This window comes from Pseudarthrobacter sp. CCNWLW207 (assembly GCF_037203945.1).
GTDB lineage: Bacteria > Actinomycetota > Actinomycetes > Actinomycetales > Micrococcaceae > Arthrobacter.
Window position 1 is genome coordinate 74,077 of the sequence record NZ_JBBCBS010000006.1, and the last position, 20,747, is coordinate 94,823.

Below are 20,747 nucleotides of genomic sequence, written 5' to 3' on the forward strand. Positions count from 1 at the left end.
CGAACGGCCGTCCTCCGGCCGGGTATTAAGCCTTTGAAAGGGACCCTCATGGTCAACACAGCCGAATCGAGTTCTGCTACCGCCGCTCCGCTGACCGGCACCGCCGCCGTTGGCGCCCAGGAATCACTCGCCCGTGAGCCACTTGCCCAGGAGCCCGGTGCGGGAACCAAGGCGCGCATTGCCCTGATCGGTACCGGTGGCCGCTCCGAGATGTATATCCGCGCGATCTTTGGCAAGCACTCTGACACCGCGGAACTCGTAGCGTTCTCCGACGTCAACCCCGGCCGGGTGGAGTTCTACCAGAAGCTCATCCAGGAACTCGGGGCCCCGGGGCCGGTTGCCTCGTTCGACCCCGCGGGGCTGAGCGCTTTCATCCAGGCCAACAACATTGACCGGGTTGTGGTGACCACGCCGGACTACACCCACGCGGACTACATCGTGGAGGCCCTCGAGGCGGGCGCCGACGTCGTCGTCGAAAAGCCACTGACCATCGACGCCGAAGGCTGCCGCCGCATCACCAAAGCCGTGGAAGAGACGGGCCGCAACGTGGTGGTCACGTTCAACTACCGTTACTCACCGCGCAACAGCGCCCTGAAGGAGATCATCCAGAGCGGCGTGATCGGCAAGGTCACCTCCATTGACTTCAGCTGGGTCCTGGACACGGTCCACGGAGCGGACTACTTCCGCCGCTGGCACCGCGAGAAGAAGAATTCCGGCGGCCTGCTGATCCACAAGGCATCGCACCACTTCGACCTCGTTAACTGGTGGATCAATGACGTGCCCGAGCGCGTGTTCGCCTCCGGCGGGCTGAAGTTCTACGGCGACAAGAACGCCGCGGAGCGCGGCTTGGGTCCCCGTCCGGAGCGTGGAACGCCCGACGTCGACAGCCCCGGCTTCGGGGACAAAACAGTCGAAAAGGATCCGTTTGCGCTGGACCTGCGCGACGATGAGCGCCTCAAGGCACTCTTCCTCGACAACGAGCACTACGACGGCTACCGCCGCGACCAGGACGTCTTCACCGGCGGCATCACCATCGAGGACAACCTGGCACTGGTGGTGGAGTACCAGGGCGGGCCACGGCTGAGCTACTCCCTGAACGCCCACAGCCCGTGGGAAGGCTACCGCGTTGCCGTCAACGGCACCGAAGGCCGGGCCGAACTCGAAGTAGTGGAGCGCGCCGCCGTACTCAGCAGCACCGACAAGAAGACCGTGGTTGACCCCAGCGCCACCCCTGTCGAGGAAGAGGACGCCATCCGGCGCAACGGTGAACGCCTGGTGGTCCAGCGCCACTGGGAAGCTGCCTACGAGGTGCCCATTGTCAACGGTGAAGGCGGCCACGGCGGCGGCGACGAGCTCCTCCTTTCAGACCTTTTCAACGGTCCCGGCGAGGACCCGCTGGGCCGTCCCTCCGGCTACCTTGACGGCCTCCGCTCCGTCTCCGTCGGCATCGCCGGCAACCGGTCACTGGAGTCTTCCCTTCCCGTCCGCATCGAGGACCTGGATCTCGGCGCCGACCTCCGCCGCGGCGCCTAGTCCGCTGCCCTGAAATCCTCAAGGAAACGATCATGAGCAGGATCTTTGTCACCGGCGGCTCCGGCCGGCTGGGACGCAGCGTGGTGGCCGGGCTGGCGCAAGCCGGGTACGAGGTCATCTCCGTGGACCGCGACGCCATCCCGTTGGACCAGCTGCCGGCCGGCGTCGTACAGGCAACCGGCGACCTCCTGGTCCCGGGAGAGGCCTTGCGCCTCCTGAAGGAAACCAAGCCCGACGCCGTCATCCACCTCGCGGCGATCGCCGTGCCGTTCAGTGCCCCGGAAGAGGTCATCTTCGCCACCAATACCCGGTTGGCGTTCGCAGTGATCAGCGCCGCCACGGAACTTGGTATCGGCAAGATCATCACGGCCAGCAGCCCCACCGCGCTGGGTTACGGCTGCCCGGCGGGCTGGCTGCCGGACAGTTTCCCGTTGGATGAGCGCACCACGCCCAAGCCGTGGAACGCGTACGCGCTGTCCAAGCTGATCGCCGAGCAGACCGTTCAGATGTTCGCCGCGGCCCAGGGGGAGAAGATCCGCTATGCCGCGTTCCGGCCCTGCTACGTAATCTCCCCGGAGGAGTGGGAAGGTGCGCCCACGCAGCAGGGCCATACCGTGGCCGAGCGCCTGGCGGACCCTGCCCTGTCGGCTCCGGCACTGTTCAACTACGTGGACGCCCGCGACGTCGCCGACTTCCTGGACGTGCTCCTGCAGAAGATGGACTCCATCCCGAACGGGGAAACCTTCTTCGTCGGAGCAGCTGACGCCCTCGCAACGGCGCCACTGGCAGAGCTGATGCCGCGCTTCCTGCCCGGAAGCGAAGCCCTGGCCGCCGGCCTGACCGGCACCAGCCCCGCCTTCTCCATCACCAAAGCCCGCGACCTGCTCGGCTGGGAACCCCAACGCAGCTGGCGGACCGAACTGAAAACCACCACCAACCTCAACGACGAGACAGCCGCCTCGCTGGTCACAGCCGGAGCCGGATCCAAGGAGACACCATGAAATTCGACGGCGTATTGTTTTTTCCCGTCACCCCGTTCACGCCGGAAGGTTTTATCGATGTGGAGCTCCTCAAGGAGCACATCGGCTCGCGGCTTCCCTTCGGGCCCGGCGGCGTTTTTCCCGCTTGCGGGACCGGTGAATTCCATGCCTTGAGCATCGATGAGGTGCGCACCGTGGTGACTGCCGCCGTCGAAGTTGTGGCAGGGAAGGTGCCGGTGGTCGCCGGAGCCGGCGGACCGCTGGGCCACGCCCTGGCCGCTGCCCGCGTGGCGGAGGAAGCCGGTGCCGACGCACTCCTGGTCCTGCCGCCGTACCTTGTCACCGGCCCCACCGACGGCCTGGTGGCGTACATCGAAGCAATTGCTGACGCCAGCAGCCTGCCAGTGATCGTCTACCACCGCGGCAACGCCAAGTTCACTGCTGCCTCCATGGCACACCTCGCAGCCAACCCTAAGGTGATCGGCTTCAAGGACGGCTTGGGAGACGTGGGCCTGGCCCAGGAGATCGTCTCCGCGGTCCGCGCCACCGGACGCGAGGACTTCGCCTTCTTCAACGGCCTGCTGACCGCCGAACTGACCCAGGGCGCTTACCGTGGCCTGGGCATCCCGCTCTACTCTTCGGCCGCGTTCGCCATGGCACCGGAGATCGCCAAGGCGTACTACGACGCCTACATGTCCGGTGACGAGGAGCGCCGCAACGCCCTTCTCGAGGGTTTCTACGCTCCACTGGTGCGGCTCCGTGACCAGACCCCGGGTTTCGGCGTCTCGCTGATCAAGGCGGGCCTGCGCCTGGGCGGCCTGGCTGTTGGGGGCGTCCGCCCGCCGCTGGTGGACCCCACCGAGGAGCAACTGGTCCAGCTGAAGTCCATCCTGGCCAAGGGCTACGAGCTGGCCGGCCGCTGATGAGCGCGCCCGCCGTCGAAAGCGTCCGGACCGCACCGCTCATCACCGGTCTGTCCACGCGGCTCCTGACCGTCCCGCTGCGCCGCAGCTGGGGAGTGGAAGCCCCGGAAAACCACGTGATCGTTACGGAAATCCAGACGGACGACGGCGGTGCGGGGCATGGTTTTTCCTGGACGCCCACCATTGGCCCGCAGGCCGTCAAAGCACTCCTCGACTACGACATCGCACCTTTCGTGACAGGTCTGCCCGCCAACCCCGAGACGGTGTGGGACGCACTGTGGAAGCGGCTGCATGAGGCCGGCGGCGGGGGACTGACCACCATCGCGATGGCCGGCGTCGACCTTGCCCTCTGGGACCTCCAGGCCCGCCGCGCACAGACCTCAGTCACCGGGCTTCTGGGCCAGCGGCAGGAGTCCGCGGAGGTGTACGGCTCCGGGGTGAACCTGCACTACACGCTGGAGGAGCTGGTGGCCCAGGCCGAACGCTGGGTCGCGGCCGGACACCGGGCCGTCAAGATCAAGGTGGGCAAACCCGATATCTGTGAGGACGCCGAACGCGTGGCCGCGGTCCGGACCGTGCTCGGTCCGGACCGCAAGCTCATGATTGACGCCAACCAGCGCTGGGACCTGCCCACAACCTTCAAAGCGTTGGACGTCCTCGCGGAGTTCGGCCTGGAATGGCTCGAGGAACCCATCCGCGCGGACGACCTCTGGGCCTACCGGAGGCTGCGGAAGCACTCGCCCGTCCCCATTGCCCTCGGCGAAAACCTGCACACCATCTACCGGTTCCGCGATTTCATTGAGGCGGAAGCGGTGGACATCATCCAGCCCAACATCATCCGGGTTGGTGGCATCACACCGTTCCGCCGGATCGTGGAACTGGCCCGGACCAACAGCATCCGCGTGATGCCCCACCTGCTGCCGGAACTTTCCGGCCAGCTGGCCCTCACCCTGGCGGAGCCCACGCTGGTGGAAGACGTGGAGGATGCTTCCTTCGAACGGCTGGGCATCCTGGCGGGGCCCTCACCGGTCCGCTTCAGCAACAGCCGCCTGACCCTGACGGATCAGCCGGGCCTTGGCTTCCGCTTCAAGGACACGCCCTCGCCCTGATGCAGATCCTATGACCGCCGATACGACACTTCCCGACGAAATACAGGTACCCCAGTGACTACTGCAACCCTTTCACTTTCCGAACTCACCGCTGCCGCCGCCCGGGCAGCCTCTGTCGCCGCTGCGGCGACGGACAAGGAGCGGGCAGGCTGGCTCAACGCCGTCGCCGACGCGGTTGACGCCAACGTGGCCGAACTGGTGGAGATCGCCGACTCGGAGACCCGGCTCGGCACGGTCCGGCTCACCGGCGAGGTGGCCCGCACGTCCGGACAACTTCGGCTTTTCGCCCGCGTGATCACCGAAGGCTCCTATCTTGAGGCGATCATTGACCATGCGGACCCGTCCGCCACCCCGCCCAAGCCGGACCTGCGCCGAATCCTGCGCCCCATCGGTCCGGTGGCCGTCTTCTCAGCCTCCAACTTTCCGTTCGCGTTCTCCGTTGCCGGCGGCGACACCGCTTCCGCCCTGGCCGTGGGTTGCCCGGTCATCGTCAAGGCCCACTCGGGGCACCTGAAGCTTTCCGAGCGGACGGCCGAGGTGGTCACGGAAGCCCTGCGTTCCGCCGGTGCCCCGGATGGCCTGTTCGCCCTGGTCAGCGGCCGAGAGGTGGGCACCGCGCTGGTGCAGGATCCCGCCATCAAGGCGGTGGGCTTCACGGGCTCCATCCCGGGTGGCCGGGCGCTCTTTGACCTCGCCGTCTCCAGGCCCGATCCCATCCCCTTCTACGGCGAGCTTGGCAGCCTGAACCCGGTGGTCATCACCGCTGCGGCGCTGGCCGAGCGCTCCAGCCAGCTCGCGGCGGGCCTCGCATCCTCGTTCACCATGGGTGCCGGCCAATTCTGCACCAAGCCGGGCCTGGTGTTCATTCCGTCGGGTTCGGGCTTCGCCGCAGAACTCGCAGAGGCCAGCAAGGACAAGCCGACGGCGGCCATGCTCACCACCCGCATCTCCGACGCCTACCCGGATGGCCTGCGCAGCGTGGCCTCGCTGCCCGACGTGACCATCGTCAGCGGCACAGCAGACCAGGACGCCACCCGCGACGGCGCCGCACCAGTGGTCTTCTCCACCTCCGCCGCCAACGTCCTGGAGCGCCCGGACGAACTGCTGGAGGAATGCTTCGGCCCCACCACGCTGCTGATCGAATACGCGAGCCAGGAAGAGCTGTCCGCTGTCCTGGCCAAGGTTCCCGGCAGCCTGACCGCCACGGTCCACGCCCAGCCGGGCGAGGATGTCGCAGAACTCGTGGAGCAGCTGTCCGGCCTCGCTGGCCGTGTCCTTTTCGACGGCTGGCCCACCGGGGTCGCAGTGAACTGGGCCCAGCAGCACGGCGGCCCGTACCCCGCCACCACATCGCTTTTCACCTCGGTAGGCGCGACGGCGGTCCGTCGTTTCCAGCGGCCCGTGGCCTACCAGGATGCTCCGGAAACGGTCCTGCACCCGGCGCTCCGCGAAAGCAACCCGCTGGGAATTCCGCGCCGCGTGGACGGTGAGCTGGTTCTTCCGTAAGAACGCTCTCGCAGATAACGTCGGTTTAAACGAAACGCTCTCTCCGTTGTGAACTGCTCCCCGGAAGTTGGACTGAGAAATTCAGTTCCGACTTCCGGGGAGCAGTTCTATGTGAGAGAGCGTTTTGCCTAGAGCTGCAGCGTGAGGGGGCGCTTGAGCCCGTTGACGGTGGTGGTGGGCCAGCGGTCATCAACGGTCAGGACCTTCATCCCCGACTCGGTGAGCTGGACCGTATCCTCGATCTTCACACCGGGCCCTGACGGGTTCCAGGTGAACGGCTGGTTGAGCACCACGGCGTCGGTGGCGGCGGCGGTGACGCGCGGGTCCCGCCCGGCATAGCCGGCCGGTCCGCCCTGGTGGTGCTGCTCCCACTGCTCCGAGCCGAAGCCGTGGCGGAAGTACGAGGCCTTAATCTCTCCGAAGATGCGGTCAAGCCGGGTGCCGGGGACGGTCGCGTCAAAGATGTCCGCCTCAACGGCAGCGATCCGGGACTCGGCGTCGAGCTCCGCGGGCGTGCCGCCGTCGAACCTTACCCAGCGGGTGATGTTGGCAACCAAGCCATCCCGTCGTGCGCACACCACTGCCATGGCCCGGCGGCCAAGCGGCGCGTGGGTAGCTAGCGGGTGGCGGAAATCGCTTCGCGAACTGCCGTTGCACAAGAGGACCAGCGGCTCCGCGCCGGCGGCCACCACACGGCCGGCGAGGGCGGACGCGAGCTCGAATTCAGTGGTTTCCGGCCGGGCGGTGGACAGCACGTCAGTCATGATGCCCGCCAGTTCCGCGCTGAGGTGGGCGTAGCGGGCGCTCTCGCCGGGGAGCAGCTGCTGCCGGGCAGCCCTCAGCTCGGTAGCCACCGCTGCCTCGGCGAGCGGAGTGCCCGCGCTGCTGCCAGCAGAACGTCCGACGGCGGCAGCGGCCTCGTGCAGGTTCCCGTACCAGGGGACGGTGTGTAGGGAAACTCCCGCCGGGAGTTCCTCGGCAGCTATGCGTCCGGCCTCATTGTTGAACGTGACCAGGTGGTCGCCTGCGCGGTCCACCAGCAGGGCGGCGATGGGATCTCCCGCCAGGCTGATATGCACGCGGCTGCCATCGAGGTACCAGGTCAGCGCGGTGTGGGTGGTCAGCAGGAGCGAGTCCTGGCCCTTCGCGTCGAGGATATCCAGCACGCGCCGTCGTTTGACCTCGCGGTCGGCTGTGGAGGCGGGTGCTGTCCGTTTGCCGGCGGGCGGCGAATGGTGTGGCGCGGGTGTGGCGGTGGTCTGGCTCATGAATTGTCCCCCTGCGTTTTGATCAATGTCTCAATGTCTTCCGTGCCCAAAATTCCGTCGGCGATGAACACGGTGACGCTGCGGCGCACCGGCGTGCCGGGCTGGGCAATCACCGGGGCGTCCCAGGCCAGTGACTGGCCAACACCCGGATAGCCGTCCACCCGGACAAACCACGGATCCGTGGAATCCGCCGCGGCGACGAACACGAGAGTGGCGGTACCGCCGCCCGCAGGTTCGGCCAGCGTGCCGCCGTCGTCAGTTCCCGAACTGAACCTGCCGGACCAGGCGAGCCACGGCGTGACGCTTCCGTGCACGGCGGCCTCACCGGTGCCCGATGGCGTCCAGACCGTTGCCCCGGAGCATTCCGGAAGGCGCCAGAAGAACCCGCCGTAGCCGCCCTGGTGGCGGCCGTTGGAGCCGGGGCTGCCCAGGCTCACCGGGTTATCGCCCGCGGGGGAGAGCGCAAAGTCGAGGCTGAGCTGCCAGGCGGAGGAGCCTGCCAAGGCCCACGTCCAGGTGCGCTGCTCGGTCAGGACGGGAGCGCCGTCGGGCCCGTTCCAGGACAGGGATTCGGCCAGCCGGCCGCCCGCCGGGGACTGTTCGACGGCGGTTCCGCCTTGCGTCTGGTCCGTGCGGACGATGGTGCCATGGTCCGGCCGCCAGACGTATTCGCCGGCTGCCCGGGTGTAGGTACGGCCGCCCCAGAAGTTGACGCCGTCCACGTCCTGCAAAGCCACGCCCACACCCAGGTGCCACACATGGTCCAGCGGCTGATGATCGGTGACGACGGTCCCGCTGAGGGTGCGGACCGGGTGGAGGTAGGGGCGGGGCGAGGAAACGGCGCGGATGTGGCTGCCGTCCTGGTACTCGGCCACAGGCCCACCGGCGAGGTCGAAGGTCTGCACCGGAGGCACACTGCGGGCCCAGGGGACGCCGAGTTCGGCGAACGTCGCCTGGGCCTTGGCCGCGCGCTCGATGAGTTCAGGGATGCCGGTTACTACGGGGTGTGCGTCCTCGCCGGCGCCTTCCCACGTGAGATGCGCGGCGGGAATCTCCTGCGGGTCGGGAGCCGTGCGGATGGCTTCGAGCACGGACGTGAAAGCACCGGTGTCCGGCAGGCTGCACAGCAGGGGAGCGCCGGTGCTGCGGGCATCGAGCAGGTTCTCCAGCAGGTCAGTCCGCCCGAAGGTCTCGCGGCGCTCGCCGGCTGCCGTGGTGGTGACTACCTCGTCCTCCGTGTAGAAGAACATGATGTCCCCCTGAGTGCCGTGGACCGTTACGGAAGGGTTCTGCTGCTCCGGGGCGCAGAGCGTCAGGCCGCACAGCAGGGTCTGCCCGGCCGCGGTGCGGACGCGGATCACGGAGGTGTCGTCGCTCTGGGTGTCATTGGCCCGGTAAAGGTCAGTCTCCACTGATGCGACGTCGGCAACGGTATGCGCGCCGGCCAGATGCAGCCCGGTTGCTACGGCATGCGCCAGGGCATTTGTGGCCACGCCGTCCACAACGTCGGTGCCATCGAGGCTGCGTTTCCCGGCCCAGCGGGACCGCTGGAAGTAGCCCTTGGTCCGCAGCCACATGCCCTGGGCGCTCAAACCGAGGACATCCCCGATCTCGCCGGAAGCGATCGACTCGCGGATCGCGGGCAGGGCCAGGGACCCCAGGCTCTGGAAGCCCACTTGGACCAGCTTTCCCGACGCATTGGCCGCATCCAAAACCTCCTGGAATTGCGCCATGGAAGCGACGGGGGGCTTTTCCACGTATACGTCCGCGCCTGCCGCCAGTGCAGTCAACGCCAGTGGAGCGTGGGTCTGGATCGGCGTGGCCAGGATGACCACATCCGGGGCCGTTCCCGACGCCAGCAACTGCTCCAGGGTGGTGAAGACCGCCACGGAAGCCCCCAGTGTCCCCTCCTGCGGCGGATGCGGATCAGCCACTGCCACCAGTTCGACGGCGTCGGCCGCCTCCAGCCGGGCCAGGTTGGCCAGGTGCCGCTCACCAAAGCCATGGACGCCCACCAGGGCTATCCGCGGACGGTCAGTTGGAGCTGAGTCGGTGCCGGGTTTCGCGGCAGAGTGCGGCGTTGTAGTGCCAGGTGCCGCGAAGGCGGATTGTTGAGTCATCGATGGTCCTCGGTGCCGATGGGAGTGGAAAGGGTTAGATGGTGCTGGGTGGCGGGGCTTTCGGCGCCTAGAGTTCTGGCTAAGTACCTGATGGCTTCATTCTGCATCCTGGCGGTGAAGACGTGACCGCCCGGCCAGAAACTTCCTGTGTAGGCGCCGGGCGGGTGCAGTGACTCCAGTATTAGGTGGGCCTCGCGCATGCCGCTTTCGGGGAAAAGCTGGTCCGTCAGGGCAAACTGCACCAGGAAACCCTCCGCTTCGGATCTTGCGGTGAGTTCCGGCCAGTCGCCCAGTTTCCAGAGCCCCGGCGTCTGGAGCAGCCAGGAGTGGGCGTCCAGGTAGGCGGGCAGGAGTGACTCGAACGTGGCCATCATGCAGGTCACCACGTAGTTCTTGATCCGCGGGCTCAGCGCAGCCAGCGCGAGCGACCGGCCGCCGCCGCCGGAGAAGCCAATGCAGCCCAGCCGCTCCGGATCAACCCCAGGCAGGGAGGCCAGGATCTCCAGTGCCGCGAGGTCGTCATGGGCAACCATTCCTGCCAGGCTGGTGCCCAGCAGGCCAGCGGCCTTGGCCACGGTGTCTTCATGGATGCCTGCGGCGGCGTTGTACAGGTCCGCATCGGTTGGTACGACGCCGTCCTCCCGCCATTGCGACTTCCTCGCGTCCAGCGCTGCGGCCGTTCGCCACGGCGGTACGGAGAGGTCGAACCGGCGGCTGCCCCACGCAAACGTGTCATGGGCCAGCACGGCAAAGCCGGCGCGGGCCACCTCCGTAGCCAGTGCCTGGCCGTCGTAGTGGCCCGCCCGCGCCGCCGCGGCGGAAGGATGGGACTGCGGAAGTTCCACCAGCCGGTCCGCTCCGCCGAACTTGTTTCCGCCGTGGCAATGCAGGGCGAGCACACCCGGCAGGGCACCGGAAGCCCCGTCCGGGCGCACGAGCCAGCCCGTACTGCGGGGGCCGAAGCCCAACTGCCAGCTGAGCTGGGAGGTGGTGACGCCGTCGTACGTTTCCTCCCAGTGGACGGTGACATCGGCCGGAGGGGCGGCGGCGGGGACGCCCAGGGCATCCGCGAGCTCCTGGGCTTCCGGGGTGGCGGCCTGGTGGCGGGGCTGGTGCCGGACATAGCCGGGCCAGTCCTCATAGCCCCCAATGGCGCTGGGCCGCGTGGGCTCCTCTGGTGTAGTCACTGGCCTGCCTGTTGTTCGATAGGGGACTGGTGGGCGTCGGCGGCGGTCAGCCGAGGTTCTGGTTGACCTCGGAAATCATGCCCTTGGCGGCGTCCCGCGGGGAAACCTTACCGAAGAGTACATCTGTATTGAATCGGTTCAAAACTTCGAGCGTTGCGGATGACCCTGCGGGGAACGGCTTCGGCGCTGCAATGTTCAACTCAGCGATCCGATCCAGGTAGGCGGCTTCCTTCTGCTGGGAATCCTTCAGGAGCGGGGTGATGCCGGCTTTCAGTTCGGTGTTGGCGGGCATTCCGCGGTCACTCTTGATCTTCTTGGCTGCATCCATGTTGTTCACCAGGTAGTTGATGAACAATGCCGCTTCCTTGGGGTGGGCCGACCTGGAGGAGATGGCGTACTCCATGGACGAGCGCAGCCAAGCACCCGGTTCCTTGCTTTCACCGGGCATCTTCATCATGACCAGGGGCGAGCCCGAGTAGGAGGTCATCTGGTTGCTCCAGGAGATCTTCATAGCCTGCTTGCCCTGGCCCATCAGGGTCAGTTCAGGCTGTGCGGATCCGTCTTCCACCGTCTGGGAGGCCGACGGCGCCCCGCCGGTTTCCATCAGGTTCTTGTTCAGCTCGAACCACTTGGCCAGCGTGTCCTCGCTGATGCCCATCTTCTTGCCGTCCTCGGTGTAGAGGTCTTCGCCGTTCTGGCGTGCCCACACTGCCAGGAACGAATCGTTGGCCATGGGGGTGGTGCCGAAAGTTCCAGCCGGCGATTTCCTGGTGATTTCCGCGGCGATATCCGCAAAGTCGTCCCAGGTCCAGGTCTCGTCATCCGGGAGTTCCACGCCGGCTTTTTCGAAGACCACGGGATCGATGACCATCGACATTGAGTTCACCCCGGCGGTGATGGTGTACTGCGTGCCGTCGATCTTCCCCAGGTCCACAGTGCCCTCGGCGAACTTGGAGGTGTCCAACTGGTCCTTGACTTTGTCCAAGTCCAGCAGGACGCCGCGGCTGGAGTACTCGCTGGGATAGGAACCGCTCATGGCGAAGACATCGGGGGTGGTGCCGCCAGCGATCTGCGTGGCCATCTTGTCCCAATACGAGCTGAACTCAGTGTTTTCGCCCTGGACCTTGATGGTGGGGTTGGCGGCTTCGAAGTCCTTGATGACTTCCAGGGTGGTCTTGGCGCGGGAGTCGTTCCCCCACCAGGCGAACCGGATGGTGACCGGATCTTCCACGGTGCCCACTTTTCCGGCTTCAGGGTTGCCCCCGCAGCCGGTGAGGACCAACGCGAGTGCCGCCGTCGTTCCGGCGATGCCCAGTAAAGACTTATTGAGACCAAACCGCATTGTTGTGCCCCTCGGGTGTCGAAGTGTGGATAGAGTGATCCTGGTAACAGAAAACGCTTTCTCAAAAGCTAACAAAGGGCTATACAGGAGTCAAGAAACCGTTTACTTTGGTACGGAGCCGCTTTTTACACGTCCCGCCCGGCGGCGGCGGAACCGGACCGCGGAAACAGCCTCAGCCGCTCCGCGCAGCACCCGAAGTCCGCCACCGGAGGCGGGACGCATCCCGATCGCCCCGGCGATCACACCCCCGACGTGGAGGGCCACGATGACCAAAGGAGACCACATGGCCGCTAAACACATCCCTAGGACGCCCCGGCCGGCAGGCTTGCCGGCACCGGCGGTCCTGCTGCGTGAAATGGAGTCGCCGCAATGAGCGCCATCAGTGAACTGAGCTCGATTTCCCGGCGTAAGGGCAAGGCCACTGCCGAAGAGAAGAAGGCCAACGGCCGGGACAATAAGGCCGCCTACATCTTCCTGCTGCCGTGGCTGGTGGGCCTGGTTGCCATCACCATCGGCCCGATGCTGATGTCCTTGTACCTGTCCTTCACGGACTACAACCTCCTCCAGCCGCCGGAATGGGTGGGCCTGGATAATTTCACCCGGATGTTCTCGGACGCCCGGCTGCACAACTCACTTGGCGTGACATTCACCTACGTCCTGGTCGGCGTTCCGCTCCAATTGGCCGTGGCGCTCCTGATCGCGCTGGTCCTGGACAAGGGCCTGCGCGGCCTGCCGTTCTACCGCTCGGTGTTCTACCTGCCGTCCCTCCTGGGCGGCTCGGTGGCTGTCGCTATCCTCTGGAAGCAGATCTTCGGCACCACCGGCCTGGTCAACCAGGTCCTGGCGATGTTCGGCATCCAGGGCCCCGGCTGGATTTCAGACCCCAGCACGGCGCTGGGCTCCATCATCCTGCTGCACGTCTGGACGTTCGGCGCCCCGATGATCATCTTCCTGGCCGGTCTGCGACAGATCCCGGTGATGTACTACGAGGCCGCGAAGGTGGACGGCGCCAGCACTCTTCAGCAGTTCTGGAAGATCACGATGCCAATGCTGAGCCCGATCCTCTTCTTCAACCTGGTCCTGCAGATCATCGGTTCGTTCCAGTCGTTCACCCAGGCGTTCATCGTCTCGGGCGGAAACGGCGGACCTTCCGATTCCACGATGTTCTTCACGCTGTACCTCTACCAAAAGGGCTTCGGCCAGTTCGACATGGGCTACGCCTCGGCCATGGCCTGGTTCCTGCTGGTCATCATCGGTGTGTTCACCGCCATCAACTTCATCGCTTCCAAGTATTGGGTTTTCTATGACGACTAAGCTGCAGACGCTGCCCGCCCCGGACAGGAAGACATCCGGCGCCGGCAAGCCTACGAATCACCGTAAACCCCGGGAATCCCGCGGGACCCTGGCCTTCAGCCGGAAACAGCGGACCAAAGCCCTGGGCAAGCATGCCATCCTGATCCTCGCCGGGGCCCTGATGATCTACCCGCTGCTCTGGATGGTGGTCTCTTCCCTCCGGGCCAACGAGCTGATCTTCCGCGAACCGGGACTCTGGCTCAACAGCCTGGAGATGAGCAACTACACCGACGGCTGGTCAGCCCTGACCCACCCCTTCGGGCACTACATGATCAACTCCGCGATTGTGGTCATTGGCTCCATCCTGGGCAACCTGATCTCCTGCTCGATGGCCGCGTACGCTTTCGCCCGGCTGCAGTTCACCGGCAAGAAGCTCTTCTTCGGCATCATGCTGCTGACCATCATGCTTCCGTTCCACGTGGTCATCGTGCCGCAGTACATCCTGTTCTCCCAGATCGGGTGGGTGAACACCTTCTGGCCGTTGATCGTCCCGAAATTGCTGGCCACCGAGGCGTTCTTTGTCTTCCTGATGGTCCAGTTCATCCGCGGTATTCCAAAGGACCTGGACGAGGCCGCACGCATCGATGGCGCAGGCCACCCCCGCATCTTCCTGCGCGTCATCCTGCCGCTGATGGTGCCGGCACTGGCCACGACCACTATTTTTACGTTCATCTGGACCTGGAACGACTTCTTCGGCGCCCTGATCTATCTCACGGACCCTGATATGTTCACTGTTCCGGTGGCCCTGCGCGCCTTCGTGGATTCGCAGTCCGCCACCAGTTGGGGTTCGCTGTTCGCCATGTCCATCGTGTCCCTGCTGCCGGTCTTCCTGGTCTTCCTCTTCGGCCAGCGGTTCCTGATCAAGGGCATCGCCACCACCGGCATCAAATAGCCCTCACCGGCGGCTGCCTCCTACCAGCCCGTCGCTCGAAACCGACTCGAACCGACGGCCCGTCCCGCCAAGGGGCGGGCCGTCGGCTGTTAGGGGTTGGGGCGCAGGCAGGCAGCCGCTCGTCCCTGCCTACGGAACATTCGACGTCGCGCTTTTCCTTATAGGAGAGGTCCCCAAGAGCTTCCGGGCAACCTCTTGTAATACAAGTATCCAACTTGTAGTATCAGACTTAAGAAAACGCTTCCTCGTTTTCACATCCCCAGCAACAAGATCAAAGAAGATCGGAGTATCCAGTGCCGCTTTTTCCCCGTTCTGAGTCTGCTGCCCGGAACCATTCGGCAGAGACACCCTCCAACGGCGCATACCGCAGGTTCCGCAAGACAGGCGTGGTGGCTGCTGCAGCCGCCGCCGTTCTTGCCCTGAGCGCCTGCGGCGGGGGAGCCGCTCCACAGAGTGCCGACGGCACCGTGGAACTGCGCTTTTCCTGGTGGGGCAGCGACAAACGCGCCCAGCTGACGCAGGCGGCAATCGCTGCCTTCGAGGCCGAGAACCCCAAGATCAAGATCAAGCCCGAGTACGGCGACTGGAGCGGCTACTGGGACAAGTTGGCCACCCAGGTAGCCGCCAACGACGCTCCGGACATCATCCAGATGGACGAAAAGTACATCACCGAGTACTCCAGCCGCGGCGCCCTGCTGGATCTCTCCAAGTACCAGATCGACACGTCGAAGCTGGACGAGGCCGCCCTGAATGCGGGCAAGAGCGAGGATGGACTGACCGGGATTGCTGCAGGCATCAACGCGGCCACGATCATCGCCAACCCCGCCGTGTTCCAGGCCGCCGGTGTGCCGCTTCCGGATGACACGACCTGGACCTGGGAAGACTTCGGCCGCATCTCCGCCGAGCTCACCGAGAAGTCCCCGAAGGGCACGTACGGCTCTGCCGCCTACGGCACGGACGAGGCATCCTTGGGCGTCTGGTTGCGCCAGAACGACAAATCCCTCTACACCTCCGACGGCAAGCTGGGTTTCGAGCCGGCCGATATTGCCCAGTGGTGGGAGTTCCTGAAGGAGCTTAGCGAGAAGAAGGCCGTTCCGTCGGCGTCGGAAGTTGTGGAAGCCGAAGCCGCGCCGCTGGACCAGAGCGGCCTGGCCACCGGCAAGAACGGGCTGGCCTTCTGGTGGTCGAACCAGTTGCCGGCACTCGAGAAAGCGGCTGGAAGCGACCTCCAGATCCTGCGGTTCCCCTCCAAGACCGGGAAGGCTGCCGACACACAGCTCTGGTACAAGGCATCCCAGTTCTGGTCCGCTTCCTCCCGGACCAAGCACCCTGAGGAAACGGCCAAATTCATTGACTTCCTGGCCAACAATGAAAAAGCCGGAGAAGCTCTCTTGGCTGACCGTGGCGTATACCCCAACACAGACGTCCGCGATGCCATTGAATCGAAGCTGACTCCCGCTGACATCAAGGTGGTCAAGTTCATCGACCAGATCAAGGGCGAGCTCGGTGAGGCTCCTGCCGCTCCGCCGAAGGGCGCCGGTGCAATCCAGGAGATCATCAAGCGGTACACCTCAGAGGTCCTCTTCAATAGGCTCTCAACGGATGAGGCCGGCAAGAAAGCCCACGACGAAATGAAGTCGGCAATCAGTAGCTAAAGCGCAGACCCGTCTAGTCCGCACACCGCCGTAAAGGCTCCGGAAGTCCTTTAGCATCCTCTAAGAACGTCCGACGGCGGGTGGCAGCTCCGTCCCGGCAGGAACCACTGGTTCCCTGCCGGGACGGAGCTGCTTATCATAGGCGACGTCTTTTTCCATCACTACGCGCGGCCACGCGCCCAACCCATGCCGGACTTCCTCCCGCACGATCTCCTTCAGACCGTTGGACCAGGCTTCTTCGGGCAATGTCCTGAAGCCAAGGCGCTCATAGTAGGGCGCGTTCCAGGGGACGTCGCTGAAAGTTGTCAACGTCATTCCGTGGAGGCTGCGTGCGGCGGCCCACCGTTCCACATGGTCGATGAGGGCGCTGCCGAGGCCTTTGCGGCTGTGCACCGGGTGGACGCTGACCTGTTCGATGTGGGCCCTGCTGTCAATAACGTCTACGAGGATGTACGCGATGGGATTGTCGGCCGGGTCTGTGGCCACCCAAGCCCTGCCATCGCGCAGGTAGGGCGCCAGATCGCTCTGAGACGGTGGGGCGTCGTCCGCTACGGCGTCCATCCCGAGCCCGCGAAAGAGTACTCCGGCGGCGATCTCAATGTCACGGATTCCGGAGATGTCTTCTGGCTTGGCCTCCCTGATCACCTGTCCAGTATCGCCCAGATGGCCTCTTCTGGGAGGCTCCGGATTTCCTTGGCGTGCGGAATCAGCTTGCCCGGCGTTACATCGACCTGGCGGCTCGACTGCGGGTACAGCCTTACCGGACAGCCTTGATCTGCGTTGGACGTGCGTTGCCTATGTTTGGTGGTGGTTGCGTTGGGGTTTTTGGTGGGGGTCGATGTGGGGTGGGGGGATGAACCAGGGGATGCCGGCTTTAACCTGGATTTGCCATTGTTCTTTGTGGACGAGGTGGTGGTGATGGGTGCAGAGCAGGGTGCCGTTGTCGGTGCTGGTGGATCCGCCGTGTGACCAGTAGGTGATGTGGTGGGCTTCGCACCAGGGCGCAGGGACGTTGCAGCCGGGGAATGCGCAGCCGTGATCGCGGGCGGTGATGGCTTTGCGGATGTGCGGCGGGAAGATCCGGGTGGTGCGGCCGATGTCCAGGATGCGTCCTTCGCTGCCGAGCAGGACGGGGATGATGTCGGCGTCGCAGGCGATTTTGCGGACCGTGGCGGGGGCGGCGGGGCCCGTGAACGCGAACGATCCGGTGCCGGGAATACTGCCGGGATCCGGGGGCCCGGTGCGGGGGACCCTGCCGGTGTCGCGAGTGTTGTGGTGCTTCAGGGTGGGGTTGGTTGGTTGAGGGCGGTAGCGGGGTCCTTGGGTGGTGGCGTGTTCGAGGCGGTCCAGGAGGTCGCGGTAATCGATGGTGACCATAACTTGGGGGCGGAGTCCGCCGGTTGCGGGGAGGGTGCCGGTGGCCAGTGCTGCCTTGCAGGCGCCGACGAGGCCGTCGAGAAGTTGTTGTGGCCGAGTGCGCCGGTCCAGGTCGGGTTGAGGGGCGGCACCGGTATCCCCGTTGTCCCTCTCGTCCGTGGTGCTGCCGGCCCCGCTGTCTGGGGTGCTGGTGGCGTCGCTGCCGCCGGTACCGGTGGTGGTGTGGGGATTGCCTGCCTGGGTGCGGGGGTTGGTGGCGGTGTTCATGACGGTGATGAGGTGTTCGTATTGGTCGGGGGTGGCGAAGATTTCCACATGGTGCAGTCCGCGGCGGGCCTGGCGGAGGAAGGCGCCCTGCCGGTGGCGGAGTTCGTGTTCGGTGGGTTCGGTGCCGTCCTGGTCGATCGCCTCGGTCCAGCGGCGGGCGATTCGGGTGAGGAAGTCGGTGTCGTTTTCTGCGGCGGTGCGGGTTAGGGCGTGTTCCATCCGGGTGGTGGTGTCCGCGGAGGCGTGGTGCCGGACGCGGTCCAGTGCCAGGGTAATGATGGTTGCGGGGCGGGACGCGACGGTCCCTGCTGCGACGGCGGTAGCGAGTTCGGGGCGTTCGGCGGGCTGGGTATCTCCGGTGATCCCGGTCCGGGGCAGCACCGCGGCGGCGAGACTGATCCGGCGGTGGGCTTCGGAGACGCTGATCCGGAGCCGGGCACGCAGGAACTCGGCGGTGTTCTTGCAACCGTCATCGGCCGGCGACACCGGAACAGGCGGAACAGACTGTGCGGTGAAGCCGGCGCGGCCAAAGGTGGCGGGATCGGCCGTGCCATGAGGCCAGGAAGCGTCGGTCTCATCAAGCGTTTCGGTGCCGTTATCCCACCCGGTGATCCAGGAACCGCCGTTCCGGGTCCGTGCGGTTGCTGCGTCGGCGATGGCCTGAGTGCGGGTGCGGTCCACTGCGCCTGCACCCAGGACCTGCAGGTACTCCACCGACCGGGAGAGGTCCTCGACTTGGCTGGCGTACTCGGCGGCTTCCGCGTAGCCCGCCATTGCCAGGAAGCCCGGCCCGGCCGCCGCGGCAGCTTTCACGACGGCGATGGCCTCCGCAAGCGCTGAAGCATCCGGCAGCCCGGCAGGGCTGGGCAGGCACGAAGCAGCTACCTCCGAGGTTGGAACGAACTGCTTGTCGGACCGGGCAGCCCTGATGCTGCCGTCGAACGCCCTGCCCCTGGAAGCGCCCCCAACAGGCGGCTCAGCCCGCGTGAGCAGGGCGGCTGCGCCGCCGTGCCCCACCCGCTGAACCCTAAGAGCTTCCATAGGAATACCCTGCCAAAGGGGTACGACAATCTTGCTGTCACTAGACCGCCAACGAAAAGAAGGGCCTTAGTCCTCCGCGATCACCGCCACGCCACCGCCCTCAATCGTGCCGCCAAATCGGTCTCCGCTGAGCAGGTCCGTTCCAGCGGCCCGGACAGAGGCGGAAGAGCGCGAGTGGTTGATGGCGAAGAGGAAGGAGCTGCCGTCAGCGGCGCGGCGGCGCGTGAGTTCCACCCCGGAATCTGCCTGCGTTAGAGGCGCAACTCCGGATTCAGCCAGCAGCCTGTCCACCACTGACTCGATACCGTCATGGTCGGGGAATGTGGCCAGGTACCACGCAGCCCCGGACCCTACAGCATGCCGGGTCAGCGAGGGCACACCCTCAAGGGGGTAATCGGTGAACGTCTGAAGCGCTTCCGCCCCGGCCAGGTGAAGGTGCTCGCTCCACACGGACGAGACACCGCCGTCGCTCAACTTCAGTTGGGAGTCCGCCAGCAGCGGGTGGAACTCCTCCACACGAATGCCCAGCAGTTCACGGAATGCGCCAGGATAGCCACCCAGCCGGATGTGGTCCTTTTCGTCAACTATCCCGCTGAAGTAGGTCACCAGAACGGTGGCGCCCGAGCGAGCGGCAGCCGCGATGTTGGTGGCCGCGTGGTTGGTGACGGAGTACAGGGTGCAGACGAGGACCAGGTCGTACCCCTCCAGCGAGGCGGAGGGGTGGACGATGTCCACGGAGATCCCGCGCAGGAACAGTGAACGGTGGAATGCGCGCAGGACGTCGAGGTACTTTACGTCTTGGCTTGGCTTGGAGTCGATCTCGCTGGCCCACCATGCCTCGTAATCGAAAACGATGGCAGCCTTGGACTCCACGCGGGAACCCCGGACTGGCGCGAGCCGCTTCAGTGCAGACCCCAGCTCCACCACTTCGCGCCACACCCGCGTATCCCGGCCGCCGTGCGGAACCATGGCCGAGTGGAACTTTTCCGACCCGGCAAAGCTTTGGCGCCATTGGAAGAACATGACGGCATCCGCCCCGCGTGCCACATGCGCCAGGGAGTTGCGCAGCATTTCCCCGGGCATCTTGGGCTGGTTGCGCGGCTGCCAGTTGACGGCCGACGTCGAATGTTCCATCAGGATCCATGGGTCGCCGCTGGCAATACCCCGGGTGAGGTCCGCGCTGAACGCGAGTTCGATCTGGCGCTCGGGATCGGCGGCCACGAGGTAGTGGTCGTTGGCGATGACGTCCAGGTCCTTGGCCCACTCGAAGTAGTCCATCGACTTGGTGGCGCTGGAGGCCATCAGGTTGGTGGTGGCCGGAATGTTGGGAGTGACTTCCCGCAGCACCGCCACCAGCTCGCGGTAGTAGTCCATCAGCGCCCACGAGTTGAAGCGCTGGAAGTCCAGTTGCTGGCCCGGGTTGAGGGTGGAGGGGGCGACGGCGGGCGGCAGGATTTCGTCGAAGGAACCGTAGTTCTGGGACCAGAATGCCGTTCCCCAGGCTGCGTTGAGGGCAGCTATGCTGCCGTAGCGGCGTTCCAGCCAGCTGCGGAACGCGGCGGCGTCCTCCGGGCCGTAGAACTCGGAAACGTGGCAGCCAAGTTCATTGTCTACGTGCCACAGCGCCAAGGCGGGATGGTTCTTGTAGCGTTCGGCGATGATGCGGGTGATACCCGTTGCATAACGGCGGAAAACGGCCGACGACGGCGAGTAGTGCCGCCGGGAGCCCGGTCCCAGCACGGTCCCGTCAGCCGTGACTGGCAGGATCTCGGGGTGCTTGCGGACCAGCCAGGCCGGGGGAGCGGCCGTTGCCGTTGCCAGGGCAACCTTGATCCCGTTGGCGGCGAGGTTGTCCAGGACTTCGTCCAGCCAGCCGAAGTCGTATTCGCCTTCGGCAGGTTCCAGCAGTGCCCAGGAGAAAATTCCAACGCTGAGGAAGGTGACGCCGGCTTCCTTCATCAGCTCCAGGTCTTCCAACCGGACACTGGCGGGCCACTGCTCAGGGTTGTAGTCGCCGCCGTAGGCGATCCCTTCGACAGCGTCCCAGACGCTCGCCGGGCCTGATCGTTCCTGCAAAGTCATGTGACTCCTTTGTCTGATGCTTGGAATAAAACGTACATGAAAACCGATGTTTGGAAAACGCTTGCCCGCTACCAATAATCCGGCTATTGTATCGTTTCAGAAGGTGTGTAAG

The 20,747-nt window shown here is 65.4% G+C and carries 15 protein-coding genes; 8 read left to right on the forward strand and 7 right to left on the reverse strand.

Features of this window, described 5'->3' with window-relative positions; all coding sequences use genetic code 11:
• Positions 1-48 precede the first annotated feature (48 nt).
• The 5 genes from V9L17_RS11855 to V9L17_RS11875 are packed head-to-tail and all read left to right on the forward strand — an operon-like array spanning position 49 to position 6,051.
• A complete protein-coding gene (locus V9L17_RS11855) occupies positions 49-1,533 on the forward strand; it encodes a Gfo/Idh/MocA family oxidoreductase (RefSeq protein ID WP_337346010.1) in 1,485 nt (494 codons plus the stop codon).
• Between the two features lie 32 nt (positions 1,534-1,565).
• Positions 1,566-2,534, forward strand: coding sequence for an NAD-dependent epimerase/dehydratase family protein (locus V9L17_RS11860; protein ID WP_337346011.1), 969 nt, complete (start codon positions 1,566-1,568; stop codon positions 2,532-2,534).
• Positions 2,531-3,436, forward strand: coding sequence for a 5-dehydro-4-deoxyglucarate dehydratase (locus V9L17_RS11865; protein WP_337351572.1), 906 nt, complete (start codon positions 2,531-2,533; stop codon positions 3,434-3,436). Before V9L17_RS11860 ends, V9L17_RS11865 begins: the two co-directional genes overlap by 4 nt.
• A complete protein-coding gene (locus V9L17_RS11870) occupies positions 3,436-4,545 on the forward strand; it encodes a mandelate racemase/muconate lactonizing enzyme family protein (RefSeq protein WP_337346013.1) in 1,110 nt (369 codons plus the stop codon). Before V9L17_RS11865 ends, V9L17_RS11870 begins: the two co-directional genes overlap by 1 nt.
• 54 nt (positions 4,546-4,599) lie before the next feature.
• A complete protein-coding gene (locus tag V9L17_RS11875; RefSeq protein WP_337346014.1) occupies positions 4,600-6,051 on the forward strand; it encodes an aldehyde dehydrogenase (NADP(+)) in 1,452 nt (483 codons plus the stop codon).
• A gap of 128 nt (positions 6,052-6,179) precedes the next feature.
• Here the strand turns inward: V9L17_RS11875 and V9L17_RS11880 are convergent, their stop codons facing one another.
• The 4 genes from V9L17_RS11880 to V9L17_RS11895 are packed head-to-tail and all read right to left on the reverse strand — an operon-like array spanning position 6,180 to position 11,968.
• Positions 6,180-7,319, reverse strand: coding sequence for a M24 family metallopeptidase (locus V9L17_RS11880; protein WP_337346015.1), 1,140 nt, complete (start codon positions 7,317-7,319; stop codon positions 6,180-6,182).
• Entirely contained in the window at positions 7,316-9,439 is a 2,124-nt protein-coding gene (locus V9L17_RS11885; protein WP_337346016.1) for a DUF6807 family protein, read from the reverse strand. Before V9L17_RS11885 ends, V9L17_RS11880 begins: the two co-directional genes overlap by 4 nt.
• Positions 9,436-10,626: an acetylxylan esterase gene (locus V9L17_RS11890; RefSeq protein ID WP_337351573.1), complete on the reverse strand. Its 1,191-nt coding sequence runs from the start codon at positions 10,624-10,626 to the stop codon at positions 9,436-9,438. Before V9L17_RS11890 ends, V9L17_RS11885 begins: the two co-directional genes overlap by 4 nt.
• Before the next feature lie 46 nt (positions 10,627-10,672).
• Positions 10,673-11,968: an ABC transporter substrate-binding protein gene (locus tag V9L17_RS11895; RefSeq protein ID WP_337346018.1), complete on the reverse strand. Its 1,296-nt coding sequence runs from the start codon at positions 11,966-11,968 to the stop codon at positions 10,673-10,675.
• 369 nt (positions 11,969-12,337) lie between these two features.
• Between V9L17_RS11895 and V9L17_RS11900 the strand changes: the two genes are divergently transcribed.
• The 3 genes from V9L17_RS11900 (at position 12,338) to V9L17_RS11910 (ending at position 15,868) form a co-directional block, all read left to right on the forward strand.
• On the forward strand, positions 12,338-13,282 hold the full coding sequence (locus tag V9L17_RS11900) for a carbohydrate ABC transporter permease (RefSeq protein WP_337346020.1): 945 nt from the start codon (positions 12,338-12,340) through the stop codon (positions 13,280-13,282).
• Positions 13,272-14,213 carry a carbohydrate ABC transporter permease gene (locus tag V9L17_RS11905; RefSeq protein WP_337346021.1) on the forward strand — a complete coding sequence of 314 codons (942 nt, stop codon included), beginning with the start codon at positions 13,272-13,274 and terminating at the stop codon, positions 14,211-14,213. Before V9L17_RS11900 ends, V9L17_RS11905 begins: the two co-directional genes overlap by 11 nt.
• Before the next feature lie 293 nt (positions 14,214-14,506).
• Positions 14,507-15,868 (forward strand): ABC transporter substrate-binding protein, encoded by a 1,362-nt coding sequence (locus V9L17_RS11910; RefSeq protein WP_337346022.1) that lies wholly within the window; start codon positions 14,507-14,509, stop codon positions 15,866-15,868.
• Between the two features lie 60 nt (positions 15,869-15,928).
• On the opposite strand, the gene V9L17_RS11915 is transcribed toward V9L17_RS11910, so the two are convergent.
• The 3 genes from V9L17_RS11915 to V9L17_RS11925 all read right to left on the reverse strand — a co-directional run bounded on the left by V9L17_RS11915 (position 15,929) and on the right by V9L17_RS11925 (position 20,635).
• Positions 15,929-16,513: a GNAT family N-acetyltransferase gene (locus V9L17_RS11915; RefSeq protein WP_337351574.1), complete on the reverse strand. Its 585-nt coding sequence runs from the start codon at positions 16,511-16,513 to the stop codon at positions 15,929-15,931.
• A 150-nt stretch (positions 16,514-16,663) separates the two neighbouring features.
• A complete protein-coding gene (locus V9L17_RS11920) occupies positions 16,664-18,553 on the reverse strand; it encodes an HNH endonuclease signature motif containing protein (protein WP_337346024.1) in 1,890 nt (629 codons plus the stop codon).
• Between the two features lie 66 nt (positions 18,554-18,619).
• Positions 18,620-20,635, reverse strand: a complete 2,016-nt coding sequence (locus tag V9L17_RS11925; RefSeq protein WP_337346025.1) for a beta-galactosidase — start codon at positions 20,633-20,635, stop codon at positions 18,620-18,622.
• Positions 20,636-20,747: the final 112 nt, after the last annotated feature.